At 36.7% G+C, this 20,272-nt stretch carries 20 protein-coding genes and 4 pseudogenes; 23 read left to right on the forward strand and 1 reads right to left on the reverse strand.

The features are described from left to right. Positions 1-11 precede the first annotated feature (11 nt). The 8 genes from J699_RS14175 (at position 12) to J699_RS14140 (ending at position 10,138) form a co-directional block, all read left to right on the forward strand. Positions 12-710: a response regulator transcription factor gene (locus tag J699_RS14175; protein WP_032866466.1), complete on the forward strand. Its 699-nt coding sequence runs from the start codon at positions 12-14 to the stop codon at positions 708-710. A 235-nt stretch (positions 711-945) separates the two neighbouring features. Continuing rightward, the gene (locus tag J699_RS14170) at positions 946-1,149 is read left to right on the forward strand and encodes a hypothetical protein (RefSeq protein WP_032866467.1); all 204 of its coding nucleotides are present in this window, start codon (positions 946-948) and stop codon (positions 1,147-1,149) included. A 98-nt stretch (positions 1,150-1,247) separates the two neighbouring features. Then, positions 1,248-3,125: a potassium transporter Kup gene (locus tag J699_RS14165; protein WP_032866469.1), complete on the forward strand. Its 1,878-nt coding sequence runs from the start codon at positions 1,248-1,250 to the stop codon at positions 3,123-3,125. Positions 3,126-3,464: 339 nt separating this feature from the next. After that, positions 3,465-3,650 (forward strand): hypothetical protein, encoded by a 186-nt coding sequence (locus J699_RS14160; RefSeq protein WP_009514884.1) that lies wholly within the window; start codon positions 3,465-3,467, stop codon positions 3,648-3,650. Between the two features lie 188 nt (positions 3,651-3,838). Then, positions 3,839-6,691 carry a type VI secretion system Vgr family protein gene (locus J699_RS14155; protein WP_032866472.1) on the forward strand — a complete coding sequence of 951 codons (2,853 nt, stop codon included), beginning with the start codon at positions 3,839-3,841 and terminating at the stop codon, positions 6,689-6,691. A 2-nt stretch (positions 6,692-6,693) separates the two neighbouring features. Next, a complete protein-coding gene (locus J699_RS14150; protein ID WP_032866476.1) occupies positions 6,694-8,391 on the forward strand; it encodes a polymorphic toxin type 15 domain-containing protein in 1,698 nt (565 codons plus the stop codon). Between the two features lie 5 nt (positions 8,392-8,396). Continuing rightward, on the forward strand, positions 8,397-9,086 hold the full coding sequence (locus tag J699_RS14145; RefSeq protein WP_032866479.1) for a GAD-like domain-containing protein: 690 nt from the start codon (positions 8,397-8,399) through the stop codon (positions 9,084-9,086). A 74-nt stretch (positions 9,087-9,160) separates the two neighbouring features. Then, complete coding sequence (locus J699_RS14140) at positions 9,161-10,138, forward strand: hypothetical protein (RefSeq protein ID WP_032866481.1); 978 nt, start codon at positions 9,161-9,163, stop codon at positions 10,136-10,138. A gap of 75 nt (positions 10,139-10,213) precedes the next feature. Here J699_RS14140 and J699_RS14135 read toward each other — a convergent pair. Continuing rightward, a pseudogene (locus J699_RS14135) lies at positions 10,214-10,420 on the reverse strand (RND transporter); the annotation flags it as partial. 33 nt (positions 10,421-10,453) lie between these two features. Between J699_RS14135 and J699_RS0218425 the strand changes: the two are divergent. The 15 genes and pseudogenes from J699_RS0218425 to J699_RS19470 form a co-directional block, all read left to right on the forward strand. Next, positions 10,454-12,472 (forward strand): annotated as a pseudogene (locus tag J699_RS0218425) (RHS repeat-associated core domain-containing protein); the annotation flags it as partial. Next, positions 12,462-12,920: a hypothetical protein gene (locus J699_RS0218430; RefSeq protein ID WP_171070829.1), complete on the forward strand. Its 459-nt coding sequence runs from the start codon at positions 12,462-12,464 to the stop codon at positions 12,918-12,920. The pseudogene J699_RS0218425 and the gene J699_RS0218430, both read left to right, overlap by 11 nt. 85 nt (positions 12,921-13,005) lie before the next feature. Then, positions 13,006-13,371, forward strand: a complete 366-nt coding sequence (locus J699_RS14130; RefSeq protein WP_032868165.1) for a hypothetical protein — start codon at positions 13,006-13,008, stop codon at positions 13,369-13,371. A 12-nt stretch (positions 13,372-13,383) separates the two neighbouring features. Beyond that, the gene (locus J699_RS19455) at positions 13,384-13,713 is read left to right on the forward strand and encodes a hypothetical protein (RefSeq protein ID WP_165569282.1); all 330 of its coding nucleotides are present in this window, start codon (positions 13,384-13,386) and stop codon (positions 13,711-13,713) included. 12 nt (positions 13,714-13,725) lie between these two features. Beyond that, positions 13,726-14,097, forward strand: a complete 372-nt coding sequence (locus J699_RS14125; protein WP_032866485.1) for a hypothetical protein — start codon at positions 13,726-13,728, stop codon at positions 14,095-14,097. 524 nt (positions 14,098-14,621) lie between these two features. Beyond that, positions 14,622-14,926 (forward strand): annotated as a pseudogene (locus tag J699_RS0218440) (RHS repeat-associated core domain-containing protein); the annotation flags it as partial. 3 nt (positions 14,927-14,929) lie between these two features. Next, positions 14,930-15,301 (forward strand): HNH/ENDO VII family nuclease, encoded by a 372-nt coding sequence (locus J699_RS19730; protein WP_416202129.1) that lies wholly within the window; start codon positions 14,930-14,932, stop codon positions 15,299-15,301. 25 nt (positions 15,302-15,326) lie between these two features. Further along, the gene (locus J699_RS14120) at positions 15,327-15,764 is read left to right on the forward strand and encodes an SMI1/KNR4 family protein (protein WP_032866486.1); all 438 of its coding nucleotides are present in this window, start codon (positions 15,327-15,329) and stop codon (positions 15,762-15,764) included. A gap of 84 nt (positions 15,765-15,848) precedes the next feature. Beyond that, on the forward strand, positions 15,849-16,214 hold the full coding sequence (locus J699_RS14115) for a hypothetical protein (RefSeq protein WP_228129744.1): 366 nt from the start codon (positions 15,849-15,851) through the stop codon (positions 16,212-16,214). Between the two features lie 329 nt (positions 16,215-16,543). After that, on the forward strand, positions 16,544-16,903 hold the full coding sequence (locus J699_RS14110) for an immunity 22 family protein (RefSeq protein WP_032866487.1): 360 nt from the start codon (positions 16,544-16,546) through the stop codon (positions 16,901-16,903). A gap of 316 nt (positions 16,904-17,219) precedes the next feature. Further along, positions 17,220-17,491, forward strand: a pseudogene (locus J699_RS19460) (RHS repeat-associated core domain-containing protein); the annotation flags it as partial. A 111-nt stretch (positions 17,492-17,602) separates the two neighbouring features. Further along, the gene (locus J699_RS19465) at positions 17,603-17,890 is read left to right on the forward strand and encodes a hypothetical protein (protein WP_079281771.1); all 288 of its coding nucleotides are present in this window, start codon (positions 17,603-17,605) and stop codon (positions 17,888-17,890) included. Next, the gene (locus J699_RS14100) at positions 17,887-18,570 is read left to right on the forward strand and encodes a hypothetical protein (protein WP_032866488.1); all 684 of its coding nucleotides are present in this window, start codon (positions 17,887-17,889) and stop codon (positions 18,568-18,570) included. The genes J699_RS19465 and J699_RS14100 overlap by 4 nt, the downstream gene beginning before the upstream one ends. A 1,055-nt stretch (positions 18,571-19,625) precedes the next feature. Then, the gene (locus tag J699_RS14095) at positions 19,626-19,991 is read left to right on the forward strand and encodes a hypothetical protein (RefSeq protein ID WP_032866489.1); all 366 of its coding nucleotides are present in this window, start codon (positions 19,626-19,628) and stop codon (positions 19,989-19,991) included. 13 nt (positions 19,992-20,004) lie between these two features. Then, on the forward strand, positions 20,005-20,181 hold the full coding sequence (locus tag J699_RS19470; protein WP_165569283.1) for a hypothetical protein: 177 nt from the start codon (positions 20,005-20,007) through the stop codon (positions 20,179-20,181). Positions 20,182-20,272: the final 91 nt, after the last annotated feature.

The raw sequence follows: 20,272 nt of genomic DNA on the forward strand, positions 1-20,272 counted from the left end.
AATCATTCTTTATGCCACACACATTCAATCAGCATGCCTCTATTCTCATCATTGATGATGAGCCGCAAATTCGAAAATTTCTGGATATTGCCTTACGCGCGCAAGGCTATTCGGTCCATGTCGCTGAGAATGGGGGCAAAGGACTGGAAAGTCTGGCGAGCCGTGGTGCAGATCTGCTGATTCTTGATCTGGGTTTACCCGATATGGAAGGACAAGAAGTGCTGACAGAATTACGGCAATGGTCGGATATTCCTGTGATCGTCTTATCTGCGCGGCCGGATGAAAATCAAAAAATCAGGTTGCTGGATGCCGGTGCCAATGATTATGTCACCAAACCTTTTAGTATTCAGGAGCTGTGTGCCCGTATCCGGGTGATGTTCCGCAATAAACCGCAGCACTTAGAGCAAAATATTGTCTTTAATGATGGCCAGCTTTGGGTCGATGTCGCCGAGCATACGGCGCAATTGGCAGGTCAGGAAATTACCTTGACCAAAAAAGAATTTCAGCTCTTGGCGCTGTTGATTCGTCACCAAGGCAAGATTGTGACGCAGAAACAGATCATGACCGAGTTATGGGGTATTACTCATGAAGAAGACACTCATTATCTGAGGATCCTGGTGAAAAAACTCAGAACAAAAATTGGCGATTCAGCCCTCAGTCCCAAATATATTTATACCATTGCAGGGGTTGGCTTACGTTTTTTGGGCTGATTGAGTTTAACGCATGCTTTAAATGAATTTGGCTCTGCTGAATTGAGAAGTCTCGAACAAGCGTTAAATTTAAGTCGGTCAATGGAAACCTAGAGTCGTCTGGCTACAATAATAAATAGATGCTGCTGATTTAAGAATAGGGTCAATAGAATAAAAAATTTACGCAAATTTTACGCCGCCGAGTTTTGAAGATTACTAAAATATCATTTTGAAGATCGTTCCTATAGGTAGGTTAATGGGTTTATTTAATACCGATAGTCAAAGTAATCACCTGCATAACATGCTTCTTAATCAAAAAAGTGTCTTTACGGGTTATACAACCGAGGCTTTGGTTGAAAAGTATCCTGAGGAATCTGTTGAAATACAACGAATGATGGTTCAGATTCTAAAAGAAAGAGGCTATAGCTCGATCGAAATCCAGCAGATGCTTAAGCAATAAAATAGTTGAGCACTGGCAAAATCCATATAAACCGAGCTCAGTTACAACACGCGTCATTAAAAATATTGCCTGCCATAACCTGATATAGAACATTGAATATGCAAAGTACTGTAAAAAAGACAGCATTGCCTGCCACGGCATTAGCTGCATTAGGCGTGGTTTTCGGGGATATTGGGACCAGTCCTTTATATGCCTTAAAAGAGTCTTTTCATGCCGCGCATGGACTGGCGATTCAGCCCGGCAATGTCTTGGGGATTCTTTCAATTATCTTCTGGTGCTTGATGCTGATTATTAGCATTAAATATATTGCCATCGTGATGCGTGCTGACAACAATGGCGAGGGTGGCATCATGGCTTTACTGGCCTTGAACCTTCGCAAGGCCAGAATCTCCGATCATAAAAAGATTTATCTGATTGCGATTGGTTTTATCGGCGCCTCTTTATTTTTTGGCGACGGGATCATTACTCCGGCCATCTCCGTACTTTCGGCCGTTGAAGGCTTATCTATTGCCACGAATGTGCTGGATCCTTTTATTGTGCCGATCGCGCTGGTCATCGTGCTGACATTATTTTTAATGCAGAAACAGGGCACCGCTTTTGTGGGTAAATTCTTTGGCCCGATTACACTGCTATGGTTCCTGTCACTGGGTATTCTCGGGATTGTCAGCGTGATACAGACGCCTTTGGTGCTTGGGATGATTAGTCCGCACTGGGCGATACAGTTTATCTTTACCCATCCGGTACAGTCTTTTTTCATCATGGGCGCTGTAGTCTTAACCGTGACAGGGGGCGAGGCGCTGTATGCAGATATGGGACACTTCGGTGCTCAACCCATCCGTTTTGGATGGTTTAGTGTGGTTCTTCCATGTCTGGTTTTAAACTATGCAGGACAAGGCGCCTTGCTGTTGCGTAATCCTACTGCAATTGAAAATCCTTTTTATCTGCTGGTTCCGGGCTGGGCCTTGTATCCGATGATCATACTCGCCACCATGGCAGCTGTGATTGCGTCGCAGGCGGTTATTTCCGGTGTATTTTCTCTGGCACGTCAGGCAATCCAGTTGGGTTATTTACCTCGGTTAAGTATCAAGCACACTTCTGATCAGGAGGCGGGCCAGATCTATGTACCTTTTCTGAACTGGTTGCTGCTGGTTGCCATCGTGGTGCTGATTTTGATTTTTAAAACCAGTTCAAATCTGGCTAGCGCCTATGGGCTTGCGGTTACCCTGACCATGTTGTGTGACACTATTTTGGTGGCAGTCTTTATTTACTATGGATGGAAATGGAGCTTACCGAAAGTATTTCTGCTTATCATTCCATTTTTCATTCTTGAATCGGTTCTGGTTGCTGCGGCTTCTTTAAAAATATTCTCAGGGGGTTGGGTGCCGTTATTAATTGGTGCTGTCGCAATGATCATTCTCATGACCTGGAAGCGAGGTCGGGAGCTTACTTTTGCCAAGCTTGAGCACGATACCTTATCACTGGAATTATTTGTGAAAAGTATCGGGAATAGTGTCCCTCGTGTACCGGGCGATGCCGTGTTTCTGACAGGAACGCCTAATGTAGTCCCGCATTCGATGCTGCATAATCTTAAACATAATAAAGTGTTGCATGAACGCAACATTCTGGTAACGGTCGTGGTTGAAGATGTACCTTTCGTTGACCAACAGCAACGGATTAGCGTTGAAACCCTGGATGAGCATTTTTATCGCATCAAGATTTTCTATGGTTTTAAAGATGAGCCGGATGTACCGCAAGCCTTGGTTCAGGCCTATGAGCAATTAGAGTTTGAATATGATGTAATGCAAATCAGCTTCTTTATTTCACGTGACCGTATTGTACATAGCGTGGGGGAAGGCATGTCACCTTGGCGTGAGCGTTTATTTATTTCGATGCAACGTAATACCAGTGCTGTCAGTGATTTTTATCATATTCCAACCAACCGTGTGGTCGAGTTGGGAAGCCAGATTGAAATTTAACGCCAGATGTAAGTCATTCGCTTAGCTGCAGCATGCGTGTTGCCGCTGAGTTCTAGTCTAGAGCGAATCAAGCCGATATTCATCAATCAGGAATATGGCAATGCACGATGAGAATCTACTTTTTTATCGCGTAAGTTAGCCTTATATCTCAGGGAGATGACATACATACTGGATGATCTCGCATCCATGCTTAGCGTCTCGTCCTTACGCCCTTTTACCTCAATAGCAGTATCCTGTACAGGCACTTGAGTGACAGATCATACAAAAAATATTGATAACAAAATCTGGATTGAAAAGTGGACAAAATAATTTTATTTTTTTATTAAAAAGGAGTGGATTATGAAATATTTTTTATTAGTCGTGACTTTGTTGGGCAGCTTGGGACTGACTGCCTGTGCTGTACATACCCGTGAAGGAAGTATTGTGGTGGATCCGGAAGGACGACTCAATGATGGCCGTTATTATGACGGGCATGGCAATGGTCGTTTCTGTCCTCCGGGACAAGCCAAAAAGGGCAACTGTTAGTTTATTTTATCGGATGAATAAGCTCATCTCATGGTGGGCTTGTTTATTTTTAAGCTTGATCTTGATTGGAGCGACTCAGGCATAATGAATTCAGTGACGTAAATTGTCACAAATAGACAGAACCGTATAGACAGAGCAACGCGATACTTTGTAAAATGCACTAAATTTAAGCGTAAGCCTATAACAAGATGTTGAACAATATATTTCAAGCCTTAGACAGCTTAGGGCTTACTGCACAAAAACGTGCCTTACATATTTTATTTTCCAATCAAGATTTAAATACGCAAGTCTTTTTGCAGCGTATCGATGGGCAACATCAAATCAATGCCGGGGTTGAAGCTGAACTCATCTGTCTGTCGACCAATGCTACCATTCCACTCAAACAATTTATTGGCAGTCAGGTTGCCGTTGATCAGGTCACAGATACAGGCCAACTATTCCGTACCACCGGCATTATTACTCAAGCATTGCAAGGACAATCGGATGGTAGCCTGACGGTCTATAAATTGACTTTGCAAGATCCGACGGCACTGTGGCATAAACGCCGCAACTCCCGTGTATTCATGAATAAAAGTGTGCGGGACGTTGTTGAACTGGTGTTTAAGGAATGGCAACAGAAAAGCCCGCTCTTTGCCGCCAGTCTGACATTAGATTTAAGCGGGCTGAGTCAAGACTACGATATTCGCCCATTTATCATGTCACAGAATGAAAGCGACTATGATTTTCTGACCCGCCTGATGCGTAGTGAAGGGATCAACTGGCTGATTGATGAAGCGCAACTGATAGTACCGAATTCAAATAGCAGCATTCAGCCGCAGCGATTAAGACTGATTGATGACAATGCCCAGTATCAGGCACTGGATCGGCGCAAGGTGCAGTACCATCGTAGCAGTGCAACGGAACAATTCGACTCGATTACCAGTTTTATCGGCAACCGTTCCTTACAACCGACTTCGGTGTATGTGAACCGTTGGCAGCCTGATGCTTTAGATATGGATGAAGGCACCGGTTCGGTCCTTACCACGCAGCAACATTCAGAACAGCATGATGCAACCCGCTTGGCGCTGGAAGATGCATGGCACTTTACGCCTGCATGGATGCAAGACCTGAACAAGGAAGATGGTGCAACACCTTCAGGTAATCAACAGGTTGAACGTTTCAATCAAAATCTCAGTCATTACCATAATGCACAGGCCAAGCAATTTATTGCCCAATCGACTCTACGTGACGCACAAGTGGGCTACTGGTTTGAGTTGCAGGACCATCCTGAAATTGATCAGCATGATGGGGCAGACAAGGAATTCCTGATTACAGCCAAGCATTTCTATAATCAAAACAACTTGCCTAAAGATCTGCATCAGCAAATTGATCAGCTCTTGGCACAGAGTCAGTGGCAACCTAAACAGTTCAATACAGGTAACACAGAAGAACGCCAAGCCAATCAGCTCACACTACAACGCCGTCAGATCAAGATCGTTCCGGCATATAATCCTCAGCAGCATCGTCCCGAAGCGTATCCGCAACGCGCCAAAGTGGTGGGGCCAAGTGGCGAAGAAATCCATGTCGATGAATGGGGAAGGATTAAAGTTCGATTCCTGTTTACCCGTACAGAGGACCATAGTCATGATGGTGGCGCAGGTGCCAATGATAATGATACTGATTCTGCCTGGATCGATGTACTGACGCCGTGGGCAGGTGAAGGCTACGGCGCACGTTTCTTGCCAAGAATTGGTGAGATCGTGGTGATTGATTTCTTTGACGGTAATATTGATCGTCCCTATGTGGTGGGGCGGATTCATGAAGCACAACGGAGTCCAACCAGATTTGACAAGGCCGGCAAGCTGCCGGATACCAAGAAACTGGCCGGGATTAAATCTAAAGAATATCAAGGCGAAGGCTTTAACCAACTGCGTTTTGATGACACTACGGGTCAAATCAGCGCGCAACTACAAAGCAGTCATGCTGCCACTCAACTGAATCTCGGTAAACTCAGCCATCCCAAAGACAAGGCTGAGAGTGAAGATCGTGGTGAAGGTTTTGAATTGCGTACCGATCAATGGGGTGCGGTTCGTGCAGGGCAAGGTTTGTTGCTGAGTACGCAGAAACAGGATCAGGCGCAAGGCGAACACCTCGATGCGCAGCCAGCCAAGCAACAGATCGAAGGCAACCAAAGCAATGCCAAAGCTTTAAGTGAAGTTGCCAAGAACCAGCAAACCGATGAAATTGAATCACTTGATCAGCTAAAAGACTTTGCTGATCAGATTCAGGACAAGATCGCAAAATTTGAAAAAGCGTTATTGCTATTGAACTCACCTGCCGGAATTGGCCTCAGCACTAATGAAGACATTCATCTTTCAGCAGATGGGCAGATCAATCAGATTGCGGGCGATAGCATTAACCTGAGTACGCAAAAGAATCTGGTTGCTCATGTTCAGAACAGGATTAGCCTGTTTGCAGCGCAGAATGGCATCAAGCAGGTCGCCGCCAAAGGTAAGTTTGAGGTACATGTTCAATCGGATGGCATGGACTTACTTGCCAAGCAAGGGATTCAGATTATTTCGACCGAAGATCGTATAGAAATTACCAGTCCTAAAGAAATAGTATTTACTGCGCAAGGTTCGCAACTCAAGCTGAATGGTTCAGGGATTTTTCCGACCACAGGTGGCAAGTTTGAGGTGAAGGCGGGGCAGCATTTGTTTATGGGTGGAGGTACAGTAAAACAGAATTTGCCAATTTTTCCAGCTCTTTCAATGCCTAAGAATCTGCTTGAATTTAGAAAGGTATATGCAGATGGGACACCTAGCCCTAACATCCCTTATACAATTCATTTACCTGATGGAACTACGCAACAAGGTAAAACGGATTCAAATGGTATGGCATTTTACGCTGATCAAAAAAATGGACGTGCTGTTATCGAATATGGTGATGACAGAAATCCATTGGAGTCAGCATTAGAAATGAAGTTTGAGCAAGAGTTAGATAACTTATTTAAAACTGAAATTTTTGTACTTCCACTTGTAGACGATCAATCAGAAGAATAATTATGGATATGTTACAGACACTTAGTGGTTACCAAAATCAGCTTCAGAGAAGCTTTAATCAATCTATCAATGGTTTGCAATCCAATTTTAATCAAACCGCACAATGGGTAGAGAAGGAGCTGAATGAACTTATCGCAGAATATGGTAAGTCATTGGATGGCGCTCAAAGCTGGGTTAAAAGTTTCATTTATGGTGAGTTCAATACAGATGAACGTCCTGTTTCTGTCATTGTAACTGAAATGCTCGCAGGTTTTGTTCCCGGGACGGTTCTTGTATTTAGTGCCCGAGATGCGATCGCGGTTATCATGAGGATGCTAAATGATCCAAAGAAACAAGATGAAGTACAGGAGTGGATGCTTTTAGCTGTTTATTTGCTACCGTTTGTTTTAGTTGGTGCGACTGCTGCGACAGGTGCTGCAACAGGCGGTGCTGGAGGTGCATTTTTTGGAGGCGTTGGTGCCGCTCCAGGTGCAGGAGCTGGTGGTGTTCTTGGTGGGGCTATCGGAAGCGAAATTGGAAATGTTGTTAAGTGTGTAGGACTTTTTCTTATTAAAAGAACGCCTCATTTAGCAACGATTATTTCTAAGCTCAATGGCTTTATGAAGGGCAATGTAGTTCCAACATTGAAGAAGATAAAGTACTCAGATTACGCTAGCGCTGTTACGAATATTATTACCTCGATACTTAATCAATTACTTGGTTTGGTCAAACGTGTTAAGTCATTGTTGAGTTACGGCGCAAAGATCAATTGGATGGGCTTAGGATGGGCCAAATCTATTTACTTAAGAATGGAGCGATTTGAAGCGGTTTTAATTTCAATGATTCAGAAATCAGCGATCAAAATTAAACAGGGCTTTAAAGAGTTTGACGAACATTTACAGGACTTATTAAAGCAATCGGTCAAGTATGAACCTGCTTATGCTACAGTTGGAACCAAGGTAAAGCCCGTTCCTACACCAACACAAACGGTTAGACCTTCATACCCTCAGACTGCAAAAGCGAATGTAGTACATACAGCAGGCGCATCTAATAAAAGTGCATCAGGTACTAAGACGCCTGAAAATGTACATCAGCCAAAAGTGAAAGAACCTGTCACTAAAAAGATGAAGGAAAAAAAGATTTGCTTTAAGACAGTTAATACCAAAAAAGCCCATTCTAGTGCAACTAAAATGTCTAATGAAGGTTATCCAAAAAGTAGTGCAGGGTTATCATCAAAAGACTATTTAGATAAAGAAATGCAGTGGCAATTAGATAATCAACAAAAGGGTCTGAATGAGATGTCTGTTGAAGATTATTTAAAGGGGAGAGATGCATTTGACAATAAAGGACGTGGTGGTAGTGGTCCAGCAGAAGCAGCCAGAAAAAAATATGGAAATGATTTGACAGAAAAATACTTAGGGGAATATAAAAAACAAAATCCAAATATTAGTGAAGTTGAAGCTAGAAGATTAGCAAAAGCCAAATCTGGACGAATTATGAATGAAATGGCTGCTCTTCATAATCCAGATCAGATTGCTAGTGGACGGAATGAGATTAAAGATAAAGCAGTGGGGCTGAAAAATGTTAACTCTTCTATTGGCAGTCAATGGAAGTCAAAGGTTGAAGCTTTAGATACAGCTGCTCGACAAATACCAGAAAGTGAAAGAAATACTACCGGTATGAATGTAAAATTAGATTCTAGTCCAGATTGTAAGGAGTAATGAGAATGACTGAAAAATATGTTATGGATGAGGCATTTGACTACTTCTATAATGATGAAGGGTTTGGCCCTCCTATTGATTCTATTTCTGTTTCTGAGGAAATATTAGCTAAGTTTAAAGGGAAATTACCTAATCAGATACTTGAATATTGGAAAGCTTTTGGTTTCTCTGGTTGGGGAAATGGCTTGTTTTGGTTAGTTAATCCTGATGACTATCAAGATGTACTTGATGCTTGGTTAGAACATGTAGAACTGCCTTCTCATGAGGAATACTTTGTGATTGCCCGAACAGCTTTTGGTGATTTAAGTGTGTGGGGAACAATTCATGGGAGATGTTTAACAATTTCTTCAACTACATCGCAGATTTTTCCAAAAATGGAGCCAAGTTCTCAAGAGGACTGGGATAGTCTGATTAGAACATTTATTCTTGTACAAGAAAAAGATAATTTAGATATAAATGATTGGAAGAACAAACCTCTTTTTGATAGAGCCGTCAAAAAGTATGGTGTATTAAAACCGAATGAAATGTTTGGTTTTGAACCCGCTTTGATTCTAGGTGGGGAAGCTAAACTAGAGAATGTACGCAAGCTACCAATTATTTCACATCTACAATTGTTAGCCTCTCTTGATACGCCAAGAATGATGCTCGATATTGGTAAGTTTGTGGACGAGCAAGGTTTAGGAAAAGATGATTAAAGCCCGTAAGGGCTTTTTTTATGTCATTTTATATTTTTAAAAAATGATATGGTTATATTTATTAGATCAAATATATGAAAAATTCTATTACATTTACTTCAGGATGCGCTATTAGCGCCCATAGTTTCTGTTTATCAGCAAATGTTGATGGATTGGATACATGGGATTGCTTTAGTAAAACAATAATTTATAAACATTTAGAACAGCAAAACTGGTCATGTTTGGATTTGGAAGGATGGAAAGTTATTTCAGTTGCTTATCAAAGTAGAGAGGGTGAACCTTCCATTATTTCACTTGATCAAGAAGGGGATGTTGGGATATTTCAACAAAATAATAATGAACATCAAGAAATTAGGTATAAATTAGAGGAAAAAATTTATGGGCAATTTAATCATGTCCGTGTAATTAATGGTGATCTTTATGCTTGTGGAGATGGAAGTCAAGTTTATAAGAATAACCAGAATGAATGGAAATCTATCGGAATAGGGTTAGAGGAAGACCCAATTGAATTGAAAAATCAGGATTTATCCTGTTTAGAATATGAAAATGACTTAGCTTTTAATAGATGCTTTTATGATATAAATGGATTTAATAACAATGCTTTATATATGTGTGGAACACAAAAAGAAGCTGGGTTTATGGCCTTCTTTAATGGTAATAATTGGATAGAGGTTAATCGAATTGCGACCTCTGCATTGTATGGGATTACGTTATGTCCAGATGGGAAAAATATTTTAATTACTGGGCAAGATGGCGCACTTCTGAAAGGGAATATAGATGATGGATTTAAAAGTCTAAAAAATAGAAGTATAAATTCGACTTTTTATAATGCAGCTTTTTATCAAGAAATGATTTACATAGCTTGCGAGCAGGGGTTATATAAATATGCAGATTCGGAATACTCCATCGTTCCTGAGTTAAGTGATATACAAGGGGTCATCTCTGTTGAGGAAAAAGATGGAGTTCTTTGGGTCCTTAGCTATAAGCACTTGATTCGGTTTGATGGAAAAACATGGGATAGAATCAGTCATACTGACAATGCTGAAAGATAATAAATGAACAAGATTAAATTTTAAGTTTAAAAGAGCCCCATCATATATGGGGCTTTAATCTATTCTAAATGTATGTTATTGCTGTACCAGCTCTGCTTGTCCTGTATGCCATCCACCACCTAAAGCACGAATAATATCCACACTGGCAATCATTCGACTGCCATGAAGCTGTGAAGTGAGTTGCTCTTGCTGCAAGATATTCCGATTCGAATTAATCACATCCAGATAACTAATGCTGCCTTCACGATAACGCAAATGTGAAAGCTGATTGGCATGAGATGAAAATATCCGTTTAACCTATGTAGCGGATGCCTATACGATGAAACAGATAGTAATTTATCCAGCAGTATTGAGGTGGCCTCTGCATTTGGGCAGGACTTAAAAGATCGGGCTGCACCGAAAGATCGTATTCAACAATTCCTATTTGACAGCATGGGACGACTGGAACAGCGTCAGGCAGGGTATGGCTATACCGAGCAGGAATTAGAACAAAAACAGGTTGAAGAATTTGCCTATAACAATAATGGCCAATTGATTCAGGCTAAAAATAATGAGAGCAATCTCCAGTGGTATTACGATGTCGTCGGTAATCTGGTGAGAGAGCATCATCAAGATCATCAAACGCATAAAACTGCGGTGTGGAAACACAGTTATGATGAAATTAATGACCGGATTAAAACCATACGTCCAGATGGACAACAGGTCGACTGGCTAACCTATGGCAGTGGGCATGTTCATGGTTTGGTCCTGAATGGTGAAGATACTGTCAGTTTTGAACGAGACGATTTACATCGTGAAACTGTTCGCCACTATGCCAACGGGATTAGCCAAGAGCAGCATTATGATGAACTGGGGCGTCTGACTCAGCAGCGCGTGCTGAATGGGCATGAATTTGCATATACATCGCCGCAGCAGGCAATACAGAACAATGCCATTCAAGAAACTGAACAGTTGATTCAGCGTTTATATCAGTACGATAAAACGGGGCAATTGCTCAATATTGCAGATACTCGCCGTGGCAATATCCAGTATAAATACGATCCTGTCGGTCGTTTACTGGAAGTCAATAGTAAGCTGGGCAAAGAAACCTTTAGTTTTGACCCTGCAAGTAACATTATTGATCGAAATCATCATCAAGAACCGAGTGCAGCCCCAACAGCAAGTCATGCTTATGGTTATAACCGTTTGGTGAATAATGTTGTTAAAGCATATCTAGATCAGCAATATCAGTACGATACTTATGGTCAATTGGTGCGTCAAAAGTCATCTAAAGGGGACTTGTACCTTGAGTGGGATGCTTGTGGGCGGTTAATCAAGAGTCGTAATGCAGAATACACTGCGGAGTATCGTTATGATGCTTTAGGGCGGCGTATTCAAAAACGTAGTAAACACCATCATACAGGTGAAGAGCAGAATGTGATTTATGGCTGGGGTGGCAATACTTTGGCATTCGAATCCAATGAACAGATCACCAAGCATTATGTGTATGAGAAGGATAGTTTTGTCCCTCTACTGCAAGCAATCTATCGTGAACCGATTGAGCTTGTACAAACACCTGATTGGACAGATCAGCCTTATCATATTGCCAAAGATCCTTTATGGCGTAAGACTGCCCCAGCAAAAAACTTAGATGATATTTGTTTCTATCATTGTGATCATTTGGGTACGCCTCAGGAGATGAGTGATGCTCTAGGTCAAATGGTCTGGAAAGCTGAATATAAGGCATGGGGTGAGCGCGTATCGGCAAAGTCAGCATCTAACTTTTTTGAAAATTCAGAAATCGTCACCAATAATATCCGCTTCCAAGGGCAGTATTTTGATGAAGAAACAGGTTTACATTACAATCGTTATCGATATTATTCGCCTTATGTAGGGCGTTTTATCTCTAAAGATCCAATTGGGTTGTTGGGTGGTAATAACGTTTATGCTTACGCGCCGAATCCAGTGGGTTGGACTGATCCATTAGGGCTGATGAGATGCGGTTTGACGGGAGAAGAAGTTGGAGATGCAACAAATTTACCAACTATTAAACCAAATACACCACAATGGAAACAAGCCGTTGATAGTATAAAGAATGATGGTAAAAGTAAACCTAACTTTAGGGTACAGGATAAAGAAACTGCAGAGAAGCTTTTAAATGACTCAAAAAAGAATATACCAGAATATGGTACTTATACTGATACAAAATATAAAGTTGGATATGAGCATCATCCAAATGAATCTCATACAATTAATGCACCTCAAAATAATCTACAACATATAAAATGGTTGGATTATAGTGGTGGAAAGAAAGCTCCAACTAGTGGAAAAGGACATATTTTTTATGGTGAATAAGAATTCAATAATTTTTGATGAAAACCTATATCCAATAGCATGGCGTTTTAACTCTGATGATTGCTCTTTATCAGATAAAGAAAAGAAAGAAATTTTTTTTATAATGAATGAAGAATCAAAAAAACTTTGGGATTTATTATTTCCTTTTAATAATCTAATGGATATTGGGAGAGATTCTTTTTTCTTAAAAGAAAAAAAAGAACTTGATTTTGATGATGAGAATGAGGCTTTAAGTTTTTTCGAAGAAAAGCTAAAAGGGGTTTCATATTTAATATTCTTTTGGGGGAGGTGTAATTGTGCAATTGTTCCACCATATATATTTTTAAAATCATGGAGTGATTTTTTTTACCCTAGTGATGAAAATTGTATTGCCTATTTAGTTAATAAAAGTGAGGTTATTTTTTCTTACGAAGAAACATTCTTTTATGGGAGTATTGTTAATGACTAATAATTGGTTGATGTTGATTAATTGACGTGTTGTATTTTTTGTCGATATGAAGAGTAGAGCTAGTCTAGGTATGGTTAAGTTTTTTATGAAGCTAGAACAAACTGAAACAGCAGATATGGATATAAAAAGTATAAAGATTTATGGTGATAAGTTTTATATTTTATTTTCAGCAGTTTATGATATATGTTTAAAACAATATGTGGAAAATGTAGAGTTGGTTTTTTTTAATTGGACTTCATTCAATGTTGAAATGTATGATAGTAGTATTGAAGAATACAAACAACTTGATTTGCTTGAAATAAATAAAGGTAAAGATTTATTTACTTTAATTCAGGTTGTAAATATCTCTGATGATAAGGTTGAGTTAGAGGGCTTTAATGACGATGGTGTGTGGAATAAGGTTGTCTTTTTTAATACTTCTTATAGTTTGAATGTTATTGATATTACTTGATTAGAAGTAAATATGAGTGTATTAAATTTTAAAAATAAAATAGTTCAGCTGTTAGAAAATAATGGTAGTGATGAGGATATTTATAATGTATTAACTGACTACATTAATGAAGAGGGGACGAGAAATGAAGTTTATAAATCTTTAAATGAAATTTTTTTGATGGAAGAAAGTATGATTCAAAAAAATATAAAATTACAAGATCAATTCGATTATTTGGGTGAGTTACAAACAACAATCACAGGATATTGTTCACCTAATTCTATTGTAAAATTTAAAAATGAACCTACCACTAATATGGATGATTTTTTAAGTTATGTTCGAGGTGAGAAATGGAAGGTTTAAAATGGTACATGAATGATAGATAAAAATATTGAATTTAATATCTATAAAACTGTAGATTTTTTTCTGAAATGCATTAATGAAAAAGATAAGAATAGTTTGTTATCTGAGTTTGAGGTTACCTTAAAAATGTATCAAGAGTTAGAGAATACTCTTAATAATTATTTTGATGGTGATTATAAGCTATCATTGATTCCTTTTGATGAAATTCATTTACAGGAAGTGGAAAATATGCCTATATTTGAATTGGATGAAATGGACGATGGTGAATATATTTTAGAGTGTGAAGTGTATAACTATGAAAAAGATACTTCATTGATACTTCAAGGGAATGTTGATTTGACTAATGGTAATGTACATTTTTTTGATCCTTTGTTTAAGTCATGAGGTGACATTTTTAACAGGGAAGCAAGGACTAAGTTCTAGTTTAGAAGAGCTTCAGATAAGAATGAGACAAGTAAATGGTAAAGTTGATGCATCAACTTTACCGACAGGGCTTAGTTGCGAAAATGATTATTTAAGCATGTTTCAATATATTCTGCTAAAGATATGAAATTTTGTTAATATCAGTCTAAATTCAATTCCATAGTAGTGAAGATAAAAATGATAAGTTTTAAAATGAAGTGATTAGCATTACACCAAAATGAAGAAGTTACTAATCTTTAGATTGATAGTTTATTAAAAAAATCGTTATGAAGCATATAATTCACTGATGGAGATTTTAAGAGAATATTACGGTAGAAAGAAATTCTTCATATCAAGAACGATTTTATTATATTAGTGATATTTTGACAGGTATCACAGGAGATACTTCGAAATTTTCTATTATTAGATTTGATGGAGATCCTGAAGACATAGATTTATTAGCAGAAGTCGCTTCAAGCAAGGATCGGAAGCAGTGATTCTTACACAAAGCGAATCAACTAGCGTGCTTTAAGTGTAAATCTAAAAATGCTAAGTCTAATTTCTTTGAAAATTCAGAAATCTTCACCAATAATATTCGCTTTCAAGGTGCATGAGCAAAGACAGAGCATTGCTATGTCGGAAGCGCAAGGATCAAGAAACAGGTTTACATTACAACCGTTATCGATATTATTCGCCTTATGTAGGACGTTTTATCTCTAAAGATCCAATTGGGTTGTTGGGTGGTAACAACGTTTATGCTTATGCGCCGAATCCAGTGGGTTGGATTGATCCATTAGGTTTAAACCGTAACCCTATTTCATTCACTGACAGTCGTGGAACAAAATTACAAGTTTCAGGATATACAGATTTAAGCCATTTAAGTGATAAACAATTGAAACAATTGTATCATGCAAATAATAACTCTGGTTTTGGCTTATCAGGTAAAGATAAACAAGGAAATACAATTGTATTACACCATTATAAGCAAAATGCAAAAGGTCCAATCGTTGCTATGCCTCAAAAGCACCACGATAAGCCTCATACAAATCCTGGACAACATCCTTGTGGGAAGAAAAAAGGCGGAGGATTAACAAGTCAGGAGAGAGATGATTTTAATAATTGGAGAAAAGAGTATTGGAAAGATTCAGCACAAAGAGAATTACAGAAGCGTAATTCATCAATATAACCTAAGATTTTTTTGAGAAATTAAAATGAAAAGTGATTTGTTAAATAGATTATCAAAGTTCTATAAAGATAACCCAGAAATGAAAGGGGTTCCATTAACTTTGGATGATATTAATAATGTGGAAAATATCTTAAAAATAAAGCTTCCAGAGGACTATAAGCTATTTGTTAGTACATATGGTGGTTCATACGCAGGTTTAGCTATATATGGTTTGAAAAATGCTGAGATGATGGGGGATGAAACTGTTATTGAATTAACTAATAGAGCAAGAAAACTTTTAGATGATTTGAAAGTTGATAACTATATTTTAAAATCAGTAGTAGTTTCGGATGATGGTGCAGGTAACCCTATTTTTATAAATGTAAATGGAGAAGTATATATTTATTATGTAGATAATGGTGAGTATAATAAGTTGGGGGATTCTTTGGGTGATGTAATAGAAGAAAATTTCCATGAGTGGTAACTATTGAAGAGAAACTATATATGTGTAAGATTATGGGATGCAGGTTGTGTTAAATATTGAAAAATGAGTATAAATGAGAAAAAATTGTTAGATGTATATCAGTTGATAAATCAGTTCTTAGATTATTTAAATCAAAAGGATCAGCATCAACTTGAAGAAAAGTTTGAGTTGTCATCAGCAATGTATGAAGAAATTATTGAGGAATTAGAACGGAACTTTGATAATAATTCGTATGTTTTATCGTTGATACCCTTTAGCGAGATAGAAAGTGTAAAAGTAAAATCTCCTAATAGACCTATTTTTGAAATAGAGGATACCGATGAGGATGGCGAGTTTATTGTTGAGTGTAATATATACAACAAATCAAAAATAACTGATTTAATTTTGCAAGGTTATCTTGAATACGAGGATGGAATATTGAAATTTACATTGCCATTATTTAGGTCTTGATCTTAAAAAGCAAAAACTCAGAATAAGTTACTGGGTTTTTGTTTAATACAATATAGATATCGTTTATGATCTTATAGAGTAAATTACCCTTAAATATTACAACGAAGTATCGGGTAGTGAGATATTTATACTTGTCAAAGAAATTATAGGCTATAACACTGATCAAAAAGTAGAAATTAACTGTATAACTTAATGACAACGGAAATTAATTTTTAGAGTGCCAGAGATCAGAAGGCGGTCAATTAAGTCATACTCAAACATATCGATCAGACATTGGTTTAAACTATTAATATATCAATATGGAACGATTTGGTATAGGAGAGCTATAAATGTCTTTTAAAACAAAGTTACGTCTATGGTTGGGTTTAACAGAGATATCTGAACAAGAGTATTGGGATTATTTTGATGATTCACATGGATTACCAAAATTTTGCAAAGAGGTTGGTCTAGATTGGTTAGAACAAGACTTTATGGGATATCATTTTGATGAGCAGGCTAATGATGTAAGATCTATTATAGATGAGACACCTGAACCTGATCATCATGAAAAAATGTTAAAAGACTCTTTGGATAAAGGAATAAAAAATGCTAATGCTATGTTTTATTACTGGGGTGATGATCCAATAAAAGTTGATAAAGATAAGCGGTATAATACTCTAACTTATATTGGTTGTTATGAATGGGATTAAATTCCTATATTTTACATAAAATTTTACACAAGCCAAATTTTCATAAATTTGATTTTTGGCTTTTTTATTAAATATAGTGAAATTCTTTTATGAAGAAACACTTAAAGCAAGTCAATATTTGACAGATAATGGAGTAGATGTTGTTGAAAATAGGGAATCATTTAATGATTTCTTAGAATGGTATTTTGAGGTTTAATTTAGCTTTATAAAAGCCAACTAATCTAGAAAACTGAATATAAGGCGTGAGGTGAGCTCGTATCAGCAAAGCAACCCTTTGCACGAGTGCAAGACCTTGTGCCATATGATTCATATGCTCAAAGCAGCAAAGTCCGCATCTAACTTTTTTGAAAATTCAGAAATCGTCACCAATAATACTCGCTTTCAAGGTGCATGAGCAAAGACAGAGCATTGCTATGTCGGAAGCGCAAGGATCAAGAAACAGGTTTACATTACAACCGTTATCGATATTATTCGCCTTATGTAGGACGTTTTATTTCTAAAGATCCGATTGGGTTGTTGGGCGGTAATAACGTTTATGCTTACGCGCCGAATCCAGTGGGTTGGATTGATCCATTAGGTTTAGATAAAGAATAAAAAGAAGTAATAACTCCATCTGGGTCGAAAGAAATATATACAAGAAGAAATGCGACAGGTAATGATAAAACATTAACAACTTCAAGGGCAGCTAGAAGAGAAGCAATGCGTTCACAGAATATACCAACGTCACAAACATATCAAAGTCAAATACATAAAGATTCGACCCAATCGGCTTTATCTTTAAAGCAGTCGGGGCGTTTACATGTTGAAGAAATATATAGAGATGGTCAAAAGGTTGGTACAATTGGGGTTCATAAAGATGGACATGAGTTTCATGATGATAAGACATTTGAAAAACCACATTATCATGGTAAAAATGGGGAGCATTTTTCATACGAGAATGGAAACCCTAGAAATACTAATAAATACATAGGTGGTTGCCCAACATGATTATATCTAGCATAGAAAAATCAAGTTTATTTAAAATCATTTCTGGTGAGGAAATTCAGTCAAAATATTTCTTTTATATAAAGTCTGATAGTGAAAAATATGAAAATTGTTTTTTATTGTTGCAAGAAATTATTGAAAAATATGGGGCTTTAAGTGTTGTAGGTTTTGGCTTTGAAAATAATGTTTATAATAGAAGTAAACTTATTATGAATAAGATTGGTTACTTCGGGCAAAATGATTTTAAAGGTTTTTCCTTGAAAAATAGTTTAAATCTGAGAAGGGATGTAGGTGGTAGAAATGTTTATCTGTCTCATTATGTAGGTCCTTTTAGTGATTGGGAAACTTTTTATAAGGTAATTCATAATAAGGATAGAAGAATTTATCTGGAAATTATTGATTTTAAATGTGATAGTGAAAGTAAGCTATTACTAAAAGGAAGTTATGTTGGGGTTGATTCTTATTCATGTATAAGATTGTTATTCGGTTTTGATATAAAAGAAAATCTGTATTTATTTTTTTTAGGTGATAAGGTGTTTTTAGATTTGCTAGTTGAAGATTTAAATTTTTGTGTTGAAAATTCCTTTGAAAAAGTTGTTGTAGACCGTATTACTTTTTTGGAAAAAAATACAGATGAAATGTTAGAGATATTAAATGTTTTTAAGGATGAACTGAATGTTTGATTTTTATTTAATTTTAATTCGTGAGTTTTAAATAGAAATACCTTTAAAGGCCGAGCGTAAGGTGGGCAATTCCCGAAAAGATACAAAAAGAAGCAACTTTACGTAGGTTTTCAACAACAGACACAGGTAAATCTATATGTCCGAATCAACATTCTTACCCATACAAACAAAATTTGGAATTTTATGTTCAAGAACAGATTTTTTGTTAAATAATTTTATTTTTGATGTGAATGGGGATAGTCTAGAGATTAATATTAACTTTAGTATAGTTAAAAAATGAAGATGGGAGTAATTTTAGAATATCTGAACCTTTTTTAATAAGATTTAATAATGTAAAGAGTTTTAATTTGATTCAATATGATGATTTTGAAAGAAAATTTTCAAATGTTTCTGGTTTTAATTTTGATCAGTCTAATAGTGATAGTAGTGGATTAAATATATATCTTTTGTGGACATATGATCATTGTTTTGAAGTGCATGCAAAGGGATATTCATTTAAATATTTTAATTTTTATGGCAAGTAGAAATTCAATGATTTTTGATGAAAACCTATATCCAATAGCATAGCATTTTAACTCTGATGATTGCTCTTTATCAGATAAAGAAAAGAAAGAAATTTTTTTTATAATGAGTGAAGAATCAAAAAAACTTTGGGATTCATTATTTCCTTTTAATAATCTAATGGATATTGGGAGAGATTATTTTTTCTTAAAAGAAAAAAGAACTTGATTTTGATGATGAGAATGAGGCTTTAAGTTTTTTCGAGGAAAAGCTAAAAGGGGTTTCATATTTAATATTATTTTGGGGGAGGTGTAATTGTGCAATTGTTCCATAATTTGTATTTTTAAAATCATGGAGTGATTTTTTTACCCTAGTGATGAAAATTGTATTGCCTGTTTAGTTAATAAAATTGAGGTTATTTTTTCTTAAGAAGGAATATTCTTTTATGGGGGTGTTGTTAATGAATAGTAATTGGTTGATGTTGATTAATTGATGTGTTGTGTTTTTTTCTATATGAAGAGTGGAGCTAGTCTAGTTATGGTTGAGTTTTTTTTATGAAGCTAGAACAAATTGAAACTGCAGATATGGATATAAAAAGTATAAAGATTTATGGTGATAAGTTTTATATTTTATTTTCAGCAGCTTATGATATATGTTTAAAACAATATGTAGAAAGTGTAGAGTTGGTTTTTCTAAATTGGACTTCATTCAATGCTGAAATGTATGATAGTAGTATTGAAGAATACAAACAACTTGATTTACTTGAAATAAATAAAGGTAAAGATTTATTTACTTTAATTCAGGTTGTAAATATCTCTGATGATAAGGTTGAATTAGAGGGCTTTAATGACGATGGTGTGTGGAATAAGGTTGTCTTTTTCAATACTTCTTATAGTTTGAATGTTATTGATATTACTTGATTAGAAGTAAAAAATGAGTGTATTAAATTTTAAAAACAAAATAGTTTGGCTGTTAGAAAATAATGGTGGTGATGAGGATGTTGATAATGTATTAACTGACTATATTAATGTAGGGGTGACGAGAAATGAAGTTTATAAATCTTTAAATGAAATTTTTTTGATGGAAGAAAGTATGATTCAAAAAATATGAAATTACAAGATCAATTCGATTATTTGGATGAGTTGCAAACAATAATCACAGGATATTGTTCACCTAATTCTATTGTAAAATTTAAAAATGA

It is taken from the genome of Acinetobacter sp. 1000160 (assembly GCF_000588715.1).
GTDB lineage: Bacteria > Pseudomonadota > Gammaproteobacteria > Pseudomonadales > Moraxellaceae > Acinetobacter > Acinetobacter courvalinii.